The organism is Halomonas sp. KM072, from assembly GCF_050710315.1.
Taxonomy (GTDB): domain Bacteria; phylum Pseudomonadota; class Gammaproteobacteria; order Pseudomonadales; family Halomonadaceae; genus Vreelandella; species Vreelandella hamiltonii.
In genome coordinates this window covers 2,849,141-2,867,191 of sequence record NZ_CP136132.1, presented here as the reverse complement: position 1 = coordinate 2,867,191, position 18,051 = coordinate 2,849,141, and the positions used below count along the sequence as shown (strand labels likewise).

The 18,051-nt window shown below is 59.5% G+C and carries 15 protein-coding genes; 6 read left to right on the top strand and 9 right to left on the bottom strand.

Annotated features, from left to right (window positions below; all coding sequences use genetic code 11):
• The first annotated feature begins 466 nt into the window (after positions 1 to 466).
• The 4 genes from RVM26_RS13565 to RVM26_RS13550 are packed head-to-tail and all read left to right on the top strand — an operon-like array spanning position 467 to position 3,275.
• Positions 467 to 1,495, top strand: coding sequence for a diguanylate cyclase domain-containing protein (locus RVM26_RS13565; RefSeq protein ID WP_498939165.1), 1,029 nt, complete (start codon positions 467 to 469; stop codon positions 1,493 to 1,495).
• Complete coding sequence (locus tag RVM26_RS13560) at positions 1,485 to 2,384, top strand: amino acid ABC transporter substrate-binding protein (RefSeq protein WP_498939163.1); 900 nt, start codon at positions 1,485 to 1,487, stop codon at positions 2,382 to 2,384. The genes RVM26_RS13565 and RVM26_RS13560 overlap by 11 nt, the downstream gene beginning before the upstream one ends.
• Before the next feature lie 10 nt (positions 2,385 to 2,394).
• Entirely contained in the window at positions 2,395 to 3,090 is a 696-nt protein-coding gene (locus RVM26_RS13555) for an amino acid ABC transporter substrate-binding protein (RefSeq protein ID WP_498939161.1), read from the top strand.
• The gene (locus RVM26_RS13550) at positions 3,087 to 3,275 is read left to right on the top strand and encodes a hypothetical protein (protein ID WP_498939160.1); all 189 of its coding nucleotides are present in this window, start codon (positions 3,087 to 3,089) and stop codon (positions 3,273 to 3,275) included. Before RVM26_RS13555 ends, RVM26_RS13550 begins: the two co-directional genes overlap by 4 nt.
• On the opposite strand, the gene RVM26_RS13545 is transcribed toward RVM26_RS13550, so the two are convergent.
• The 3 genes from RVM26_RS13545 to RVM26_RS13535 are packed head-to-tail and all read right to left on the bottom strand — an operon-like array spanning position 3,272 to position 6,316.
• Complete coding sequence (locus tag RVM26_RS13545) at positions 3,272 to 4,123, bottom strand: ABC transporter ATP-binding protein (protein WP_498939158.1); 852 nt, start codon at positions 4,121 to 4,123, stop codon at positions 3,272 to 3,274. The genes RVM26_RS13550 and RVM26_RS13545 overlap by 4 nt on opposite strands.
• A gap of 16 nt (positions 4,124 to 4,139) precedes the next feature.
• Positions 4,140 to 4,991: a nitrate ABC transporter permease gene (ntrB, locus tag RVM26_RS13540; protein WP_039175127.1), complete on the bottom strand. Its 852-nt coding sequence runs from the start codon at positions 4,989 to 4,991 to the stop codon at positions 4,140 to 4,142.
• A 23-nt stretch (positions 4,992 to 5,014) separates the two neighbouring features.
• Positions 5,015 to 6,316, bottom strand: a complete 1,302-nt coding sequence (locus RVM26_RS13535) for a CmpA/NrtA family ABC transporter substrate-binding protein (protein ID WP_498939156.1) — start codon at positions 6,314 to 6,316, stop codon at positions 5,015 to 5,017.
• A 477-nt stretch (positions 6,317 to 6,793) separates the two neighbouring features.
• Between RVM26_RS13535 and RVM26_RS13530 the strand changes: the two genes are divergently transcribed.
• Positions 6,794 to 8,482: a methyl-accepting chemotaxis protein gene (locus RVM26_RS13530; protein WP_287807148.1), complete on the top strand. Its 1,689-nt coding sequence runs from the start codon at positions 6,794 to 6,796 to the stop codon at positions 8,480 to 8,482.
• A 112-nt stretch (positions 8,483 to 8,594) separates the two neighbouring features.
• Here the strand turns inward: RVM26_RS13530 and RVM26_RS13525 are convergent, their stop codons facing one another.
• From RVM26_RS13525 to RVM26_RS13505, 5 genes are all read right to left on the bottom strand, one after another.
• The gene (locus RVM26_RS13525; RefSeq protein ID WP_498939154.1) at positions 8,595 to 9,437 is read right to left on the bottom strand and encodes a substrate-binding domain-containing protein; all 843 of its coding nucleotides are present in this window, start codon (positions 9,435 to 9,437) and stop codon (positions 8,595 to 8,597) included.
• A gap of 199 nt (positions 9,438 to 9,636) precedes the next feature.
• Positions 9,637 to 10,980 carry an NAD-dependent dihydropyrimidine dehydrogenase subunit PreA gene (gene preA, locus RVM26_RS13520; RefSeq protein ID WP_498939152.1) on the bottom strand — a complete coding sequence of 448 codons (1,344 nt, stop codon included), beginning with the start codon at positions 10,978 to 10,980 and terminating at the stop codon, positions 9,637 to 9,639.
• Positions 10,977 to 12,356: an NAD(P)-dependent oxidoreductase gene (locus tag RVM26_RS13515; RefSeq protein ID WP_498939150.1), complete on the bottom strand. Its 1,380-nt coding sequence runs from the start codon at positions 12,354 to 12,356 to the stop codon at positions 10,977 to 10,979. Before RVM26_RS13515 ends, preA begins: the two co-directional genes overlap by 4 nt.
• Positions 12,357 to 12,408: 52 nt before the next feature.
• Positions 12,409 to 13,848 (bottom strand): dihydropyrimidinase, encoded by a 1,440-nt coding sequence (gene hydA / locus RVM26_RS13510; protein ID WP_498939148.1) that lies wholly within the window; start codon positions 13,846 to 13,848, stop codon positions 12,409 to 12,411.
• Between the two features lie 34 nt (positions 13,849 to 13,882).
• Positions 13,883 to 14,749, bottom strand: coding sequence for a carbon-nitrogen hydrolase family protein (locus RVM26_RS13505; protein WP_498939146.1), 867 nt, complete (start codon positions 14,747 to 14,749; stop codon positions 13,883 to 13,885).
• Positions 14,750 to 15,331: 582 nt separating this feature from the next.
• Between RVM26_RS13505 and RVM26_RS13500 the strand changes: the two genes are divergently transcribed.
• Positions 15,332 to 16,849: an NCS1 family nucleobase:cation symporter-1 gene (locus tag RVM26_RS13500; RefSeq protein WP_498939144.1), complete on the top strand. Its 1,518-nt coding sequence runs from the start codon at positions 15,332 to 15,334 to the stop codon at positions 16,847 to 16,849.
• A gap of 213 nt (positions 16,850 to 17,062) precedes the next feature.
• On the opposite strand, the gene RVM26_RS13495 is transcribed toward RVM26_RS13500, so the two are convergent.
• Positions 17,063 to 17,968, bottom strand: a complete 906-nt coding sequence (locus RVM26_RS13495) for a LysR family transcriptional regulator (protein ID WP_287807150.1) — start codon at positions 17,966 to 17,968, stop codon at positions 17,063 to 17,065.
• Positions 17,969 to 18,051: the final 83 nt, after the last annotated feature.

Here is an 18,051-nt window from a genome sequence, read left to right as displayed (position 1 = left end):
AATGGGCGATGTGGCAAGACGTGGCTGAGGGGGAGTCGGCCAATATGAAACCATCAAGCTCGGAAGAGCCACCGTCGCCAGCCGTCCGGTTGCCCTGGTACCGGACGCTGGTCGGTAAAGTGGCGGTATTCATGGTGCTGGGGGTAGTCTTTGCCTACTCCATGGGGGCCTTGCTGGGCTTTGCCATCGTGGAGCGCAGTGCACGCGAACAGTGGGCCCGGGAAGCGCTGGTGAATGCACAGATCGTGAGCGCCACGATTCGGCGTATCTACACGAATGTCGCGGTACGCACGGACCTCTCAGGCCAAGTGACGCACCTGGTGTCCGAACAGCCCATTGGTGATGAAGACTCGGTGCTCAGCACGGGGTTCAGCCCCGTGGATGTGTTGGCGCTGGCGAGTGCGCAAACGCGCAAACGCGCCACAACGTCTGGCTGTTTTCACGTTTGCCAGATGGCGGCTTCGCCATGGTCGCCGATGCCCACCACGGTGAAGAGACCACGCTCGAACTCCCTCACGTCCCAGAGCTGTCGCTGGCTGCTTCTGGCAGTGAGCTGTACGTGGGCTTTGCCCGGCTTGGCGAGCAGGAGCACTTCATCAGCGCATTGCCCATCGTATCTCCTCAGGGGGAGTTATGGGGGGTGTCGGTTGCCACCATTGGCACCAAGGCGACGCTGTACCAGGTGCACCGCGAGCTTCTGCTGAAAGTCGTCGCCTCACTGGGCGTCGTGCTGTTGGCCACGGCCTTGCTGCTGAGCCTGCTGATGCATCAGCTGTTCAAGCCCGTGCCGCGTCTGATCAAGGCGTTGACGCATATTTCCCATAACCGAACCGAGCAGGCAACGCCCTACACACAGCGCCAGGATGAGATTGGCTGTATGGCCCAGGCCATTGAAGCGTTACGCAAAAAAGTCGTCGAGCGCGAGCTGCTGCTTGAGGTCAAGGAGGAGGCGCTCAAGTTCCAGCACCTGGCGCACCACGATGCGCTGACCAAGCTGCCTAACCGTGTTCAGTTCAACGAGGCCTTGCAGGTCGCCGTCGCGCAGCTGTCGGGAGGCGAGCGCTTCAATGTGATGATTTTTGACCTGGATCGCTTCAAGGCCGTCAACGATACGTTAGGGCATGCCGCCGGGGATGAACTGCTGGTCCAGGCCAGCCGACGGGTACAGCGGCTGTTGGCCGAGCGTGAGCTGGTGGCGCGCCTGGGAGGCGATGAGTTCGCGATTCTCCAGCCTGTTCACCACCATGCGCTGGACGAAGCCAGTGTGCGGGCAGGGCGGCTGGTCGCTGCGCTGCGCGAACCCTTTGACCTGCAGGGAGAGCGCGTCCAGATTGGTGTCAGCATTGGGATTGCCCTGGCCCCACGGGATGGCGAAAGCAGCCATACGCTGTTGCGCAGTGCCGATGTGGCGCTTTACGCCGCCAAGGCCATGGGTCGAGGGCGTTATCAGGTGTTCAGTAGCGGCATGACCATGGGAGCCAGCCATGACGTGTAGCGTGATCGGGCGGTATATCGCGTTGATGGGCTTGCTGCTGCTGGCCATGGGCACGGCCAGCGCCCAGACAGGCTCGACGCTTGCGCGCATTCAGCAGGATCACACCATTCTGATTGGGCACCGAGAACACGAGGAGCCGTTCTCCTACGTGGTGGAAGGGCGGCCCATCGGCTACTCCATCGATATTTGCCAAGCAGTGGTCGACAGCATCAGCGCTCGGCTGGGTGGGCCTGCGCTGGCAGTCACCTTCGTGCCGGTGACGCCCGCCAACCGCTTCATCCTGCTGAGCAAGGGCGATATCGACCTTGAGTGTGGTGTGACGACCAATACCGCAGAGCGGCGTCGGCAGGCAGCATTTTCCTATCCCCATTACTTCAGTACTACTCGCTATGTGTCGCTGGCGAAGAATGCGCTGGATCGCATCGAAGACCTGACAGGGCGCAGCGTCGTATCGACCACAGGGACGCTCAATATCGAGCAGCTCAATGCCATGAACCGGGAGCAAGGCCTCAATATCTCGGTCATGCTGAGTCGCTCCCACGACGAAGCGTTCACCATGGTAGCTGCCGAGCAGGCGTCTGCGTTCGTGATGGACGATATCTTGCTGGCGGGCCTGGTGGCGTCCGATGCCTCTCCCGAGCGCTTTCATATCTCGTCGGAAGCGCTGAGTGACCCCGAGCCGTATGGCCTGATGTTGCGCCGTGACGACCCCGAATTTTTAGCCTGGGTCAATGAAGCGTTGCGTGCGCTCTATCAGAGTGGCGACATGCTGGCGCTTTATGAGAAGTGGTTCTTGTCTCCCATTCCGCCCGACCAGCAGGTGGTGGGGCTACCCATGAGCCCTCAGCTGGAGGCCGTTCTGGCACACCCGGAAGCATTCGCTGAGTAAGGAGTGAGTCATGTCACGAAGATACAGGCGCTGGTGGGTGGGGTTGATGGCCTCCTTGGGCGCCAGTGCGTTGGCGTTCGCTGCCGAGATCGACACCTTGGAACGCCTCAGGGAAACCGGCACGCTGCGAGTTGGCTATGGCGATACGGCGCCTTTTTCCTATGCGGATGATCAGGGCCGCGTGGTGGGGTATTCCATCGAGCTGTGTCAGCGGGTGGCGGAGCATTTACAGCAGCAACTGGCACTTCCCCACCTGGAGATCGAATACGTCTTCCGTACCCCGGGTAACCGGGTTCAATTATTGAATAGCGGTGTGATCGATATCGAATGCAATGCCAGTACGAATACGGCAGAGCGCCGCCGTAGTGCGGATTTTTCGCTGAGCCACTTTTTCGTCTCCGTGCGCTATGTTGCGCTGGCCAAACATGGGTTTGCCACGTTGCAGGATCTGGCGGGGCGCAGCGTCAGTGTGGCGCGGGGAACGGTGAACGTGGGGCAGATCAATCTGGCCAACCGCGAGCAGCGTTTGAACCTGTCGGTAGTGCCGATGGAAACGCTTCAGGAGGCTTTTGACCTGGTCACCCAGGAGCGGGTGGCGGCGTTTGCCATGGATGACATTCTGCTGAGCACGATGATGGCAGAAACCGGCAACCCCGCGGCCTATCGCCTGTCGGAAGAGGCGATGACGCTTTTGTCGAGCAGGTGAACCAGGCGCTGCGCCAGATCTATCAAAGCGATGAGATGCTGGCGCTTTACGAGCGGTGGTTCCTGCAGCCGTTGCCCGGCAAGGAACTTACCCTGAACGTGCCGCTGAGCGAAACGCTGAAAAACCACTTTGCCAATCCCCAGGCCTTCCCTCAGATCACCCCTCAGGCTGTTTTACAGGACTAGGCGCGGGCTTTTTTAGCCGTGGCAGTACTGGGGGCTTTCTCGCGTCGTTCGGCCAGGTGCTCTACCTTGCGCTGCTTTTCGTACAGGAAGCGCAGCACTTCCTGGCGGTAGCGGTTGTAGCGGGGGTCGTCGGCCAGCGCGATACGGTTGCGGGGGCGCGGCAGGTCGATGTCGAGAATTTCGCCAATGCGCGCCGAGGGGCCGTTGGTCAGCATCACGATACGATCAGACAGCAGCACGGCCTCATCCACATCGTGGGTGATCATGATGACGGTATTCCCCAGCTCGTCCTGAATGCGCATCACCTCTTCTTGCAGGTGGGCGCGTGTCAGCGCATCCAGGGCGCCAAACGGCTCATCCAGCAGCAGTACCTTGGGCTCCATGGCCAGAGCGCGGGCGATCCCTACCCGCTGCTTCATGCCGCCGGAAATCTCCGACGGGCGTTTGTCGAGGGCATGGGACATACCGACCATGTCCAGGTTCTTGAGAATCCAGGCGTGGCGTTCGGCCTTGGTCTTGCGGCGGACAAAGGTCTTGTTTACCGCCAGCGCCACGTTCTCGTACACCGTGAGCCAGGGCAGTAACGAGTGGTTTTGGAAGACCACGCTGCGGTCGGGGCCTGGCGCATTGACCTCCTTGCCATCCAGAATGACCGCGCCAGAGGTCGAGGAGGTGAGCCCGGCGATGATGTTGAGCAGGGTCGACTTGCCGCAGCCCGAATGGCCAATGATCGAGATGTACTCACCCTTGGCGACGCCCAGGTCGATCTCCTTGAGCACGTTGGTAGTGGCACCTTTGGTGGCAAAGGTCATGTCCACCTGCTCGACGCTTAAATAGTGTGAAGCCATGATCCAATCTCCTGGGTTAGCTTTGGGTGGTGCCACGAGTCACGCACTGGCCGATGAAGGCCACGATGCGGTCAAGAATGAAGCCCACGATGCCCACATAGATGAGTGCCAGCACGATGTCGCTGAGCATGGAGGCATTCCAGGCGTCCCAGATGAAAAAGCCGATGCCCACGCCGCCAATCAGCATCTCGGCGGCCACGATGGCCAGCCAGGAAAGCCCTACCCCAATGCGCAGGCCCGAAAAGATATAGGGTGCGGCGGCGGGCAGCATGATGCGGGTGAAATACTCCATGCCGTTGAGGCGAATCACGCGGGCCACGTTACGGTAATCCTCGGGGATATTACGTACCCCCACCGAGGTGTTGATGATGATGGGCCAGATGGCGGTGATGAAAATCACGAAAATGGCCGAAGGAGTGCTGTCCTGAAACCCGGCCAGTGAAATCGGCAGCCAGGCCAGCGGAGGCACGGTGCGCAGCACCTGAAACACGGGGTCGAGGCCACGCAGGGCCCAGGTCGATTGGCCCACCAGCACGCCCAGGCTGATGCCTACCACCACCGCCAGCAGGTAGCCATAGGCCACGCGTTCCAGGCTGGCCAGAATCTGCCAGCCCATGCCCTTGTCGTTGCCGCCGTAGTCGTAGAAGGGATGAATGATCAGCTCCCAGGTATCGTTGAGCACCTGCGAGGGCGGCGGCAGCGCCGCGCCAGGATGGGAGCACAGCGCTTCCCACAGGCCGATCAGAATGGCCAGCACGACCACCGGCGGCAGCACGTTCTTGACCAGGGTATCGCGCAGGCGTAGCAGCACAGGGTGCACGCCTGGCATGGGGGTAGACAGCGTATTCGCTCTTGATGAAGTCGTCATGAGGTTCTCCCAGGCTGCCTGGCTCAGGCCAGCGCCTTGATCTCCAGGCTATCGAGGTAGGCTTGCGGGTTTTCCGGATCGAAGACCTTGCCGTCGAACAGCGTTTCGACGCCGCGAGAGGTGGAGTCCGGAATGTCTGCCGAGGCCACGCCGAGGGCGTGAGCGGCTTCTCGCCACAGGTCTTCGCGGTTGACCTGATTGATCAATGTCTGGGTGTCGAGGTTTTGAGGCATGTAGCCCCAGCGGATGTTCTCGGTCAGAAACCACAAGTCATGGCTCTTGAACGGATAGGAGGCGTGATCGTTCCAGAAGCGCATTATGTGAGGACTATTCTCGACCACGCGGCCGGTGCCGTAGTCGATGTTACCGCGCATATGTTCGATGATGTCGTCGACGGGAGCATTGATCCAGCGCCTGCGTGAGCAGATCTGTGCCACTTCTTCCCTGTTCTCGGGCTGGTCACAGTAGATTTGCGCCTCCATAACCGCCATCAGCAGCGCCTTGGTGGCATTGGGATTGGCATCCACATAGTCGGTACGCAGGCTCAAGACCTTTTCCGGGTGGTCGGGCCATAATTCGCCGGTGGTAACAGCGATATAGCCCACCTCTTGGTTGACCAACTGGCCATTCCAGGGGGCACCAACGCAGCAGGCGTCCATGCTGCCGACCCGCATATTGGCGACCATCTGCGGTGGTGGCACGACGATGGTTGAGATATCGCGATTGGGGTCAATACCGCCAGCAGCCATCCAGTAGCGAAGCCACAGATCGTGGGTGCCGCCAGGAAAGGTCATTGCCGCCCGGACATCTTCGCCTCTATCCCGTTTGGCTGCCAGTGCCTCTTTGAGTGGAGCAGCGTCTGTGCCGATAGCCAGGTCTCGGTATTCGTTACTTATCGAGATTCCCTGACCATCGATGTTGAGCCTGGCCAGAATGGTCATTGGTGTAGGTATATTATTGGTGATGGAGCCTAAGGTCATTTGATAGACCATTGGCGTGAGAATATGTACGCCATCGATACCATTGCGCTGAGAACCCAGTACCAGATTGTCGCGCATGGTCCCCCAGGAAGACTGCTTGAGAACTTCCACATCGGTCATGCCGTGCTTGGCAAAAAATCCCTTTTCATCGGCGACAAACAGTGGCGCGGCATCCGTGAGCGCTATAAAGCCAAGCTTTGCAGCTGTGGTTTCCGGTTTGCCATTGGCAAACGCCCAGCTAACCGGCAGACTGCTGAGCAGTGCGGTACCCCCCACTACGGTGGCGGAGCTTTTGAGAAAGTGGCGACGTTCCGGTGAGTGGGACGAAGTGATTTTTTTGCGCATGACACGGTTCCTGCCCTTTGGAGACAAAAACGGCGCCTGCAATCAGCCCCGTTGAGGAGCTGTTGCAGACGCCGTTGTCTGTTGATCATCTTTTTTTATCGCCGGGCCCACGTTGGCCCAGTTTGCTATCCCCTTGTCTTGTGCAGCTAACATGCCAAATGGCTTAGTCGTTTTTGCGAAATATCAGCTTTTCAAAAGGTTAGTCATAAGAGTCGAAGAGACGTCTTGTTCTCGAAGGAGGCAGGGATGATGCGGTGCAGCGTAGAAATGGTGCAGTTTTGGCGAAGTTGCACGAAAAAGAAGCAGGATTGTTAGCAAGTTATCAATAACGTCAAACAATGTGAACCCTATTGTCAAGATGGTAACTTCCCAACAGAATGTGATTAACGCATTGAGGCTCGGTAGCGGGCATCACATTCAAGGAAAGGGATTTCTCGACTGGGCTGGCAAACGTTGGTTGGTCAGCGAGGGGGTAACATGAACAAGCTATTGGCAAACATCTCGGTAAAAACAGGTCTGACCGTTGTACTGGCCATCTTTGGTGTATTGATCATGGTAGTTGCTTTTATCGCTCATTTATCAGGCGAAAGGGGCGCGCGCTCGCTAGTAGTACTGGATACCATTTCGATGGATCAGATGTTGCCGCTTGCACGTGTTCAACGTTCGGTGGGGTTTTCTCAGTTGGCTTACATGAACGCTGTCGTAGCGGCTAAGGATGGGCAGCGTCAGCAAGCTCAGTCCTATCTGGCGGAGGCCGACGGCTTCTTGCAATCAGCCCAGCGCTACTTTGCCGAGTTCGAGGCTTCGTCCCCCCGTGACATCAATGGCGAATTGGCCGATGCCGTCATTACCGACTTTCATGCGGTCATGCAGCAAGGGCTTGTGCCGCTCGCTGCTGCGGTCACCTCTGGTAATGACGTACAGTTGATGAGTATACGGCAAACCCTTAGTTCTCTTAACCAGGAGTTAATCTCATCGAGCATGGCGTTCAATGACTTCCTCGAGGATTACGGTGATCAATTGCTGGCCAACTATGAACGCGACGTGCAAATGTTCGCTTACATCGATATCGCCGTGATCATCGTTGCGCTTTTGACCATCGTGCTGGTGCGTATGGCCATGGTGAGGTCTATCGTCAAGCCGCTGGACGAGGCCGTGGTGCATTTCGAGCGCATTGCCGAAAATAATCTGTCAACTCGCGTGGACCTGCGCGGCAGCAATGAAATTGGCAAGCTGTTCAGCGCCATGCAGCGCATGCAGAATGGTCTGGCGGCCACGGTAGCGACCGTGCGCGACAGCAGTGGCTCGATCTACATCGGCGCACGAGAAATTGCCGGGGGCAACGCGGATTTATCGTCCCGCACCGAGCAGCAGGCGGCCTCCTTGCAGGAAACCGCCGCCAGCATGGAGCAGTTGACCCAAACCGTGAAGCAGAACGCCGATAACGCACGTCAGGCCAGCACGCTGGCCAATGATGCTTCGGGTAAGGCGGTAGAGGGCGGCGACGTGGTCGATCAGGTCATCTCGACCATGCACGGGATTTCTTCGAGCTCCCAGCAGGTGGCCGATATCATCAACGTGATCGACTCGATTGCCTTCCAGACCAATATCCTGGCGCTCAATGCCTCGGTCGAGGCTGCCCGGGCAGGCGAGCAGGGGCGCGGTTTCGCGGTCGTCGCCAGCGAAGTACGCAACCTGGCCAGCCGCAGTGCCGAGGCGGCCAAGGAGATCAAGCGATTGATCGATGCTTCCACGGCGCAGGTCAATGAAGGCTCTCAACTGGTAGAAAAAGCCGGTGCCACCATGCGGGAAGTCGTCGGGTCGGTACGCCGAGTCACCGATATCATGGACGAAATATCGGCAGCCTCCCAGGAGCAGAGCGCGGGCATCGAGCAGGTCAATCAGGCCGTCGCTCAGATGGATGAGGTCATCCAGCAGAACGCAGCGCTGGTGCAAGAAGCTTCTGCGGCGGCCAGCTCGCTGGAGGAGCAGGCCGAGCGGTTGGAGGGCGTGGTGGCGGCATTCCGTCTGGAGCAGGGTAGCGAGCGTCGTCAGCCCGCGCTGACTACCCCGCAGCCCCGCGGCGAGCTGCTGCGCCCCCAGCTTACGGGTAAGCCGAAGTCCAACGCGGCCGCCAGTGCCGAGCAGGAGTGGGAAGCGTTTTGATAGGCTGACGTTATCTCTATGAGCCACAGAGCCCCGCCACCGTAAACCGGTGGCGGGGCTCTGTGTTTGGCACCTGCATGGTTAAGCAGCAAGCCGACTTTTCAGACAGAGCCTAGTTGAGCGCGCTGGCCACTTCCTCGATTTGCAGGGCCAGGCTATGCAGGCCGCCGCCAGAGAGGTACCAAAGCGCAGGGGTGAGCATCACCAGCTGGGCGTCCGTGCCCGCTTCCGTCCATTGCTGGCGAAGCTGCTCGGCGTCTGCGGGCTCGTTGCCAATGGCCGCACTGCGGTCGATCACCAGCACGATCTCAGGGTCGATCTCGGCAATGGCGTCAGCGGAAAGCGGCGTAAAGGTGCGTTCGCCACGTACTTCGGGGGTCACGCTCTCGGGCATCTCCAGGGCAGCAATGCCCAATACTTCATGAACCACCGGGTGCTGATTGAGCATCAGGTTGCCACCATTATGGGTGACCACCAGCGTCGTCGGGGCATCCTGCAATGTTTCCCGCTGGCGCTCGATTTCGCTATTCAGCGTCTGCAGGGCCTCTTCGGCTGCGTTTTCCACCGCCAGTTGGCTAGCCATTTCACGCACGTTGCGCTCGACGGAGTCAAGATACGCCTCACCGGTCACGCTGGCATCGAACAGCGGGGCGATCTCGCCCAGCGCGTCGGCCCACTCTGCCTGGCGGCCGGTGTGTACGATCAGCGTCGGGTTGGCCTCTGCCAGTGCTTCCATGTCGGGGGAGCGCAGGCCGCCGATGTCGGTGTAGCGGTCGGCGGCATACTGTTCGAGGTAGCTCGGTAAACTGGCTTTGGGCACGCCCACCACCTGTTCACTCACCCCCAGGGCGTCCAGCGTATCCAGGCTGCCTAGATCAAACGTGGCAATGCGCTGGTCGGCGCTCGCGGCGGCGCTGGTCAGCAGTAGTGCAGTGGCGATGGCGGTTACTTTCATGAGAGGCCCTTTTTTGAGGAACACAGCTTTGAGAAACACAGCTGTTCTTTGAGAAATATAGCTATATGCAATAATTTCTCATCATCTCAGCAAGCAGCGGCGTTGTCGCGTGTTGAAAGGGGAACGGCACGTTGCAGAAAATGCGACCGCCTCCGTAGAGGCGGTCGTGGTGGCGCATGGTGATCAAGCAACCAGGCGACTAAGAGGCGACGCGGAAGGGGTTGCGCGGGTCGTCATCCCAGGCGAGGAAAGGCTTGCCGGTTTCCTGAGGCACCATGGTGATGCAGTTTTCCACCGGGCAGGTTATCTGGCACAGGTTACAACCCACGCACTCGTCTTCGATGACTTCGTAGCGGCGCGCGCCGTCCTGCTCGGTGAGCTTGGCAATCGACTGGTGAGAGGTGTCCTCGCAGGCGATATAGCAGCGGCCACACTCGATGCACAGATCCTGATCGATATGGGCGATGGTCTTGAAGTTGATGTCCAGGTGCTTCCAGTCGGTGGTTTGCGACACCGCCTTGCGGGAAAACGCTTCGATGGAGTCGTAGCCCTTCTCTGCCATCCAGCGGGAGAGGCCGTCTTTCATTTCCTCCACGATTCGGAAGCCATTGAGCATGGCAGCGGTGCACACCTGCACGCTGCCCGCGCCCAGGGCGATGAATTCCGCCGCATCCCGCCAGGTGGAAATCCCGCCAATACCGGAAATGGGCAGCGTGGGCGTGGCTGGGTCACGGGCAATTTCCGCCACCATGTTCAGGGCGATGGGTTTCACCGCGCTGCCGCAGTAGCCGCCGTGGGTGCTCTGATGGCCTACGGTGGGTTTGGCGACCATGTTGTCCAGATCGATGCTGGTAATGGAGTTGATGGTGTTGATCAACGAGACTGCATCGGCGCCGCCCCGCAATGCCGCCTGGGCACCCACGCGTATATCGGTGATGTTAGGGGTGAGCTTGACGATGACCGGTTTGGAGTAGTGCTTTTTACACCAGTAAGTGACTTTTTCGATCAAATCCGGGTTTTGGCCCACCGCCGCGCCCATGCCGCGTTCCGGCATGCCGTGGGGGCAGCCCAGGTTGAGTTCGATGCCGTCTGCGCCGGTGGCTTCCACCCGCGGCAGGATATAGGCCCAAGCTTCTTCGTTGCAGGGCACCATGATGGAAACGATCAGCGCGCGGTCCGGCCAATCCTTCTTCACCTGGGTGATCTCTTGAAGGTTGATCTCCAGCGAACGGTCGGTAATCAGCTCGATATTGTTGAAGCCGATCACCTCGCGGTTTTTGCCGTAGTGGGCCGAGTAGCGGGAGGAGACGTTCACGGCAGGCGGCTCTTCACCGAGGGTTTTCCATACCACGCCGCCCCAGCCCGCCTCATAGGCGCGCACCACGTTGTAGGCTTTGTCGGTGGGCGGGGCCGAGGCCAGCCAGAAGGGATTGGGGGCTTTGATACCGGCAAAGTTCACCGATAGATCGACGCCGTTCACCACGCTGTCGCCGCTGTGTTTCTTGCCTGGAAAAGAGAGGGTGTTAAAAGGTGTGGTGTTCATGCGGCCTCCTGCTGGGCGGCGAGCGCTTGATGGATGGCGTGGGCGGCCAGCTTGCCGTGCTGTACTGCTTGCACGGTGAGGTCCTGGCCGGGTTTGACGCAGTCGCCGCCAGCGTAAACGTTGGCCAATGAGGTCTGGAACAGCTCATTGACGTGGATGCGCTCGCCATCCCGGGCCAGTTCGGAGGCGGTGGCATCGCGTAGGCTGTCGCCCTCGAAGCCCTGGCCGATGGCGGTGAAAACGGCATCCGCCGCGATCTCGAAGGTCTCGCCCGTGGTGGAGAGTCGGCCCTGCTGCTCTGCGGTGTTGGCAAAACGCATGCCTGCCACTCGACCTTGAGCATCCAGCAGAATTTCGTCGGGCTGTGCCCAAGTCACCATACGCACGCCGTTGGCCTTGGCAATCTCCTGTTCGTGGTCGGTGGCGGACATCGCCTCAGTGCCACGGCGATACACCAGAGTGACCTCTTTGGCTCCCAAACGCGCCATTTGCGTGGCCATGTCGATGGCGGTATTGCCTGCGCCAATCACAATGCAGCGCTTGGCAACGGCTAGGCTGCCCAGGTCATCGGTTTGGCGCAGGGCCTTGATGTAGTCCACGGCGGGCATCAGGCCCGGTGCATCTTCGCCGGTCAGCCCCAGCGTGCGGCTGGCTCCCAGCCCCAACCCCAGAAATACGCTGTCGTACTGCTGGCGCAGGGTATCGAGAGTGAGGTTGTCGCCCAAGCGTTGGCCGTACTGGAGGTCGATGCCGCCAATGTCCAGCAGGAACTCGACTTCCTTGCGGGCAAAATCGTCGGTCATCTTGTAGCGGGCAATGCCGTACTCGTTGAGCCCGCCAGGCTTTTGCTCGGCCTCGAAGATGGTGACCTGGTGGCCCAACATGGCAAGACGATGGGCGCAGGAGAGCCCCGCAGGCCCCGCGCCCACCACGGCAACATGGCGGCCAGTGCTGGCGGCCCGCTTGAAGGGGTGGCTATCGAACTGCATGTGGTCGGTAGCATGACGCTGGAGCAAACCGATCAGTACCGGCTGGCACTCGGCGTCGTGGTTACGCACGCAGCTGCGTTCGCAGAGGATTTCCGTGGGGCACACTCGGGCGCAGCTGCCGCCGAGGATATTGGCTTCCAGAATAGTTGCTGCTGCGCCATTAATGTTGTTGTCACTGATCTGGCGGATGAAGCTGGGAATGTCGATGTCCGACGGGCAGGCCTCGACGCAGGGCGCGTCATAGCAGTACAGGCAGCGCTGGCTTTCGATGATGGCCTGGCGCGGCGCCAGCGGCGGATGCAGGTCGCTGAAGTTGCTTGCCAGCGTCGCTGGGTCGTAGGTGCCGACCTCTTTTGCGCTGGGCAGATGATCAAGTGAATGGGTCACGGTCGTTTCTCCCTGGTCCTTCTGGATCGTTCTGTTCTGCGTGGGGCGAGGCTCAGCGAGTAACCGCCACGGGGGCATTCAGCTCGGCACGCTTGGCCAGCAGCTCGAACACACCGGGGTAGGCGGGGCGCTTCAGGTAGCGTCCTGCGCCGCGTTCGGCGTGCAGCTCGCCATCCCGCCAGGTCCATTTGCCCTGGCTGATGGTATGACGGGCAATGCCGCGCACCGTCTTGCCCTCGAAAATATTGAAATCGACGTTCTGGTGGTGGGTCCTGGCGGAAATCGTGCGGGTGCCGTTGGGGTCCCAGACCACGAGGTCGGCATCGGCACCCACCTGAATCGCCCCTTTGCGCGGGTAGAGGTTGAAGATTTTGGCGGTGTTGGTGGAGGTGACCGCCACGAACTCCTGGGGCGAGAGCTTGCCGGTATTCACCCCTTCGTCCCACAGCACGGCCAGGCGGTCTTCCACACCCGCAGTGCCGTTGGGGATCTTGGTGAAGTCATCTTTCCCGGCGGCCTTCTGCTCTTCGCAGAAACAGCAGTGGTCGGTAGCGGTGGTTTGCAGATTGCCAGATTGCAGGCCATGCCAGAGCGCTTCCTGGTGGCCTTTGGACCGGAAAGGCGGGCTCATCACATGGGCGGCAGCAGTGGCCCAGTCCGGGTGCTGGTAAACGCTGTCATCGATCACCAGGTGCCCCGCCAGGCACTCGCCGAACACCGGGTGGCCCTGCTGGCGGGCGTAGGCGATTTCATCCACCGCGTCTTTGGTGGAGACGTGCACCAGGTAGACCGGCGCACCCAGGGTGGAGGCAATGCGAATCGCGCGGCTGGCGGCTTCGCCTTCCACCTGCGGTGGGCGGGAAAGCGGGTGGGCTTCCGGCCCGGTGATGCCTTGGGCCAGCAGTTTTTGCTGCATGTGGTAGACCAGCTCGCCGTTTTCGGCATGCACGGTGGGCACCGCGCCCAGCTCCAGGCAGCGGGAAAAGCTCTCCACCAGAATGTCATCGGTGGCCATGATGGCGCCCTTGTAGGCCATGAAGTGCTTGAAGCTGTTGACCCCGTGGTCGCGTACCAGGGTGCCCATTTCCTCTTTAACGCTCTCATCCCACCAGGTGATCGCCACGTGGAAGGCGAAGTCAGTGGCGGCTTTTTCCGCCCAGCCCTGCCAAGTCTCGAAGGCTTCCAGCAGCGACTGGCCGGGGCTGGGGATCACGAAGTCGATAATCGTGGTGGTGCCGCCCGCCATGGCGGCGGCGGTGCCGGTGTAGAAGTCTTCGCTGGCCACCGCGCCCATGAAGGGCATCTGCATGTGGGTATGGGGGTCGATGCCGCCAGGCATCACCAATTGGTTGCTGGCATCGACGATCTCGCAGCCTTCCGGCACGTCCAGGTCGGTGCCAATGGCGTGGATTTTGCCATCAACACACAGCACATCGGCGCGGTAAGTGTCGGCGTGGGTGACCACCGTGCCGCCCTTGATCAATAAGCTCATGGTTCGCTCCTGTCGTTGTGTTTAGCCAGCAGAATCATTCACCGTCGGTGAGGCGGGTGTAGGTCTCGGGGCGTCGGTCGCGGAAGAACTGCCAGCTGTTGCGCACTTCGCGCACCATGTCTAAATCGATCTCATGCACCAGCAGCTCATCTTCCGTGGCGCTGGCCTGGGCTTCGATCTTGCCGCGTGGGTTGACGATGTAGCTGGAGCCGTAGAAGTCGCCGATATTCCAGGGGGCCTCGGTGCCAACCCGATTGATGGCGGCGATGAAGCAGCCGTTGGCAGCGGCAGAGGCGGGTTGCTCCAGCTCCCAGAGGTATTGGGAAAGACCGGCCACCGTGGCAGAAGGGTTGAAAATCACTTCGGCGCCGTTGAGCGCCAGTGCCCGCCAGCCTTCCGGGAAGTGGCGGTCGTAGCAGATGTACACGCCGATCTTGCCGTAGGCGGTATCGAAAACCGGCCAGTTGGATTTGCCTGGTTTGAAGAAGAATTTCTCCCAAAAGCCAGCCACCTGGGGAATGTGTGTCTTGTGGTATTTGCCTAGATAGCTACCGTCAGCGTCGAACACCGCTGCCGTGTTGTAGTAAACGCCGGTCTCGGTCTCTTCATAGATAGGGACGATGATCACCATGCGGTGCTCGGCCGCGAGCTTTTGCATCATCTGGCAGGTGGGACCTTCCGGCACTCGCTCGGCGGCGGCGTACCACTTGCTGTCCTGGCTGGGGCAAAAATAGGGCTGATTGAACACTTCCTGGAAGCACAGCACCTGCACGCCTTGCTCGGCGGCTTGCTGAATCATGGGCAGGTGCGCTTCGTTCATCGCGTCACGAATGGCGCCGGGTTCCTGGTCGGTGCTGGTATTCAGGGCCATCTGGATCAGGCCAATCTTCATTTTCTGCATGGACTACCCCTCTTTTGTCATAACGCGCCGACCTCCGAATGGATGGGAAGTCAGTCGTGTATCGCTCGGTGCTGGGCGTGTCATGAACGCGACTCACGGTCGGGAATTGTTATTGTTCACAAAGCTGTCATATTGGACAGCTTTTTGAACATAGCGCTGGATGAAGGATGTTTGCAAGAATTTTTTATAGAAAAGTATGTGAGGTTTTAAGTGTTTGTTTTTGCAGTTTTTTAATTTTTTAACTTGGCTTTTTTGTCAATATGGTGAAGCGTTGCACTATTATGGGTTTTATATTTTTTTCATATTTATCAGTGTTTTGTTGTTTTTTTATTAGTTGATTTTGATTTCTTTTGCATCTTGATGGTGCGTTTTATAGAGATGCCGCTACCATTTTTATGAGGTTTTAATCCCCGCGCGTATAACAACAACGATACGAAAGGCGTCGCTATTATATATGTCTATCAAGTCAGCTTTGTGTTCAATGGGTTAGTGCCGTGGGCGTGCGTTTAGGCACGTTTATTGCTGCACAACTTGCTGAACCTTTGAAGATAAAAAGGCAATGGCGAGGCTGAGGAGACAACAATGACGGCAGCTAAATCTCGAATGATCGATCAGCAGGGGTTGGTCGAACTGGCAGTGGAAGATGATGTGCGTGAAAGCCCACGCTTCAACGACGATATTGCGCCTACCGAAGCAAAAGAGCGTACCTGGAGTAAATGGAACATTGCGGCGCTGTGGGTCGGTATGTCGATCTGCGTGCCTACCTACACCCTGGGCGGCGTGCTCACGGCCTACTTTGGGCTGAGCGTTGGCGAGGCGCTACTGGCCATTCTGCTGGCCAATGTGATCGTGCTGATTCCGCTAACGCTGAACGCTTTTCCCGGCACTAAATTCGGCATTCCCTTTCCGGTGGTGCTGCGCTCTTCGTTTGGCATCCTGGGTTCCAACGTGCCCTGCCTGGTCAGGGCGCTGGTAGGCTGCGGCTGGTTTGGCATTCAAACCATGTTTGGCGGGCTGGCCATTCACCTGCTGCTGTCGGCGCTGTTTCCCGCCTGGGCGGCGCTGGGTGGCGTCGGCGAAGTAATTGGCTTCTTCGTGTTTGGCGCCATGAACCTGTACGTGGTGATTCGCGGGGCCGAGTCGATCAAGTGGCTGGAAACCCTGGCGGCACCGCTGCTGTTGGCCGTGGGGATCGGGCTGATGATGTGGGCGTGGCCGCACATGTCGATGACCGAACTGCTGGCCCAGCCGCCGTCGCGCCCGGAAGGGGCTTCGGTATATGGCTATTTTTTTGCTGGCCTGACGGCCATGGTGGGCTTCTGGGCGACGCTGTCACTGAACATTCCTGATTTCAGCCGCTTCGCCAAGAGCCAGAAGGACCAGATCGTCGGGCAGATCCTGGGCTTGCCGTTGACCATGTTCTTCTTTGCTGCCTTGGGCGTGGTATTGACCGCCGCCTCGGAAACGCTGGTAGGCCAAACCGTGGCCGACCCGGTGCGCCTGATCGGCTATATCGACAGCCCTTTCTGGGTCATCATGGCCATGCTGCTGATCATCGTGGCGACCATCTCGACCAACACCGCTTCCAATATCGTCTCACCCACCAATGACTTTCAGAACATTGCCCCCAAGCTGATCAATCAAACCCGTGGCGTGCTGATGACCGGCGCCGTGGGGGTGCTGCTGATGGGCTACGACCTGCTGCAAAAGGCGGGGGTGGTGAGCCAGGGCGTTTCACTGGAGCAGATGTACTCCAACTGGCTGCTGGGCTACTCCAGCCTGCTGGGCCCGATTGCAGGCATCATGGCGGTGGATTATTTCCTGATCAAACGCCAGCGCCTGGATGTGCCTAGCCTGTACATGGACCACCAGGCTTACCCCGCGGTCAATATCGCCGGATTCATTGCCTTCGGCATTCCGGTGAGCCTGACCCTGCTGTCGCTGCTGACCGGTACCATGAACTGGTTCTATGACTACGGCTGGTTCACGGGCTCGGCGTTGGGGGCGCTGGTGTACTACGTCGCCAGCCGTACGCTGGCGTCGTCTCCCCAGGCAGGCCCTGTGCCGCTGATGGCCAGCGAGGCGGCTCGCCAGCCTTGATGCGGTAGCGCATGGCGCAGTCAGCTGTCGGGCAGAGCCTGGCGGGCTGCGCCGCTGGGCTTTGTACGAAAATTGCCTATGCTCGCCCATACGGCGTTAAAAATCGGCTCGTGCGCGAGTCCGATCAAAGTACTCATTTACACCTTGTAAACTCCGTCTTTTCGCCGATTTTTGCCTTGTCTGGCCATCGCTCGCCGACTTTTCGTACAAAGCCTAGTTGGCTTCCTTCACCAGCCCCAGGAAGGCATCCACCACGCGGTTGGGGCGGCGGTCGTGGCGGGTAATCAGCACGAACGGGATGCGATAGGCGTAGTGCTGGGGCAGCAGGGCGCGCATCTTGCCTGCGCTGACCCACTGGGCAGCCACGTGTTCGGGGAGAAAGCCAATGAAGCGCCCGGTCAGGATCAGGAAGGCGCCGCCTTCTCGGTCTGACGCAGAGGCTCGACGGTTGAGTGCTTCGTGGGCCTGGCGGGCCTTTTCCGGTAGCGGGTAGCGGGGCTGTATGGCAGGGTGCTGGGCAATGTCGCCTGCTTCGAGCCTCTCGTCGGCCTGTGGAAACAAGGGGTGCTCGGCCGAGCAGTACAGGTATGACGGCTCGTCGTAAAGCCAGCGCGTCTCCAGGCTGGTCGGCAGGTTCACGGCAGGCACCACCCCGACGTGCAGGTGCCCATCCATGACGCCTCGGATCACCGCGTCAGAGGGTTCCATATGAATATTCACGGTCACTGCATGGTTGGGAGCCGTCAGCGCCGCCAGGGCGTGGGTAACGTTCATGGCGGGTAGCGTCACCAGGTTATCGGTGATGCCGATATTCAGCTCGCCCTTGATGGTGTGATGCAGTGCATTGACATCACTTTTGAAGGTTTCGAGGGCGGTCAGCAGGGTCAGGCCGGCCTGGTAAATCTCCTTGCCTTCTTCGGTCAGGCTGAACCCACCGCGACCTCGCTGGCAAAGCGAAAACCCCAGTCGGCTCTCCAGGTCGCTCATGTGCTGGCTGATGGCCGAGCGGCTGATGCCCAGCGTCGTTTCTGCAGCGGTGAAGCCACCGCACTCCACTACGGTCTTGAAGATACGCACCAGGCGTATTTCGTAATCGCTCATTTGTCCCAGAGATGCCATGACTGCCTCGTTGCCCTGCCGGTCATACCGATATGAGGATTTTGATAACGGTTTTGCCAAAAATTGATATACATCAAAAAAAC

What these genes read in the sequence shown, in the direction of transcription:
- RVM26_RS13565 (WP_498939165.1), top strand. Translation starts at nt 467, where the DNA reads ATGGTCGCCGATGCCCACCACGGTGAAGAGACCACGCTCGAACTCCCT.
- RVM26_RS13560 (WP_498939163.1), top strand. Translation starts at nt 1,485, where the DNA reads ATGACGTGTAGCGTGATCGGGCGGTATATCGCGTTGATGGGCTTGCTG.
- RVM26_RS13555 (WP_498939161.1), top strand. Translation starts at nt 2,395, where the DNA reads ATGTCACGAAGATACAGGCGCTGGTGGGTGGGGTTGATGGCCTCCTTG.
- RVM26_RS13545 (WP_498939158.1), bottom strand. Translation starts at nt 4,123, where the DNA reads ATGGCTTCACACTATTTAAGCGTCGAGCAGGTGGACATGACCTTTGCC.
- ntrB (WP_039175127.1), bottom strand. Translation starts at nt 4,991, where the DNA reads ATGACGACTTCATCAAGAGCGAATACGCTGTCTACCCCCATGCCAGGC.
- RVM26_RS13535 (WP_498939156.1), bottom strand. Translation starts at nt 6,316, where the DNA reads ATGCGCAAAAAAATCACTTCGTCCCACTCACCGGAACGTCGCCACTTT.
- RVM26_RS13530 (WP_287807148.1), top strand. Translation starts at nt 6,794, where the DNA reads ATGAACAAGCTATTGGCAAACATCTCGGTAAAAACAGGTCTGACCGTT.
- RVM26_RS13525 (WP_498939154.1), bottom strand. Translation starts at nt 9,437, where the DNA reads ATGAAAGTAACCGCCATCGCCACTGCACTACTGCTGACCAGCGCCGCC.
- preA (WP_498939152.1), bottom strand. Translation starts at nt 10,980, where the DNA reads ATGAACACCACACCTTTTAACACCCTCTCTTTTCCAGGCAAGAAACAC.
- hydA (WP_498939148.1), bottom strand. Translation starts at nt 13,848, where the DNA reads ATGAGCTTATTGATCAAGGGCGGCACGGTGGTCACCCACGCCGACACT.
- RVM26_RS13505 (WP_498939146.1), bottom strand. Translation starts at nt 14,749, where the DNA reads ATGCAGAAAATGAAGATTGGCCTGATCCAGATGGCCCTGAATACCAGC.
- RVM26_RS13500 (WP_498939144.1), top strand. Translation starts at nt 15,332, where the DNA reads ATGACGGCAGCTAAATCTCGAATGATCGATCAGCAGGGGTTGGTCGAA.
- RVM26_RS13495 (WP_287807150.1), bottom strand. Translation starts at nt 17,968, where the DNA reads ATGGCATCTCTGGGACAAATGAGCGATTACGAAATACGCCTGGTGCGT.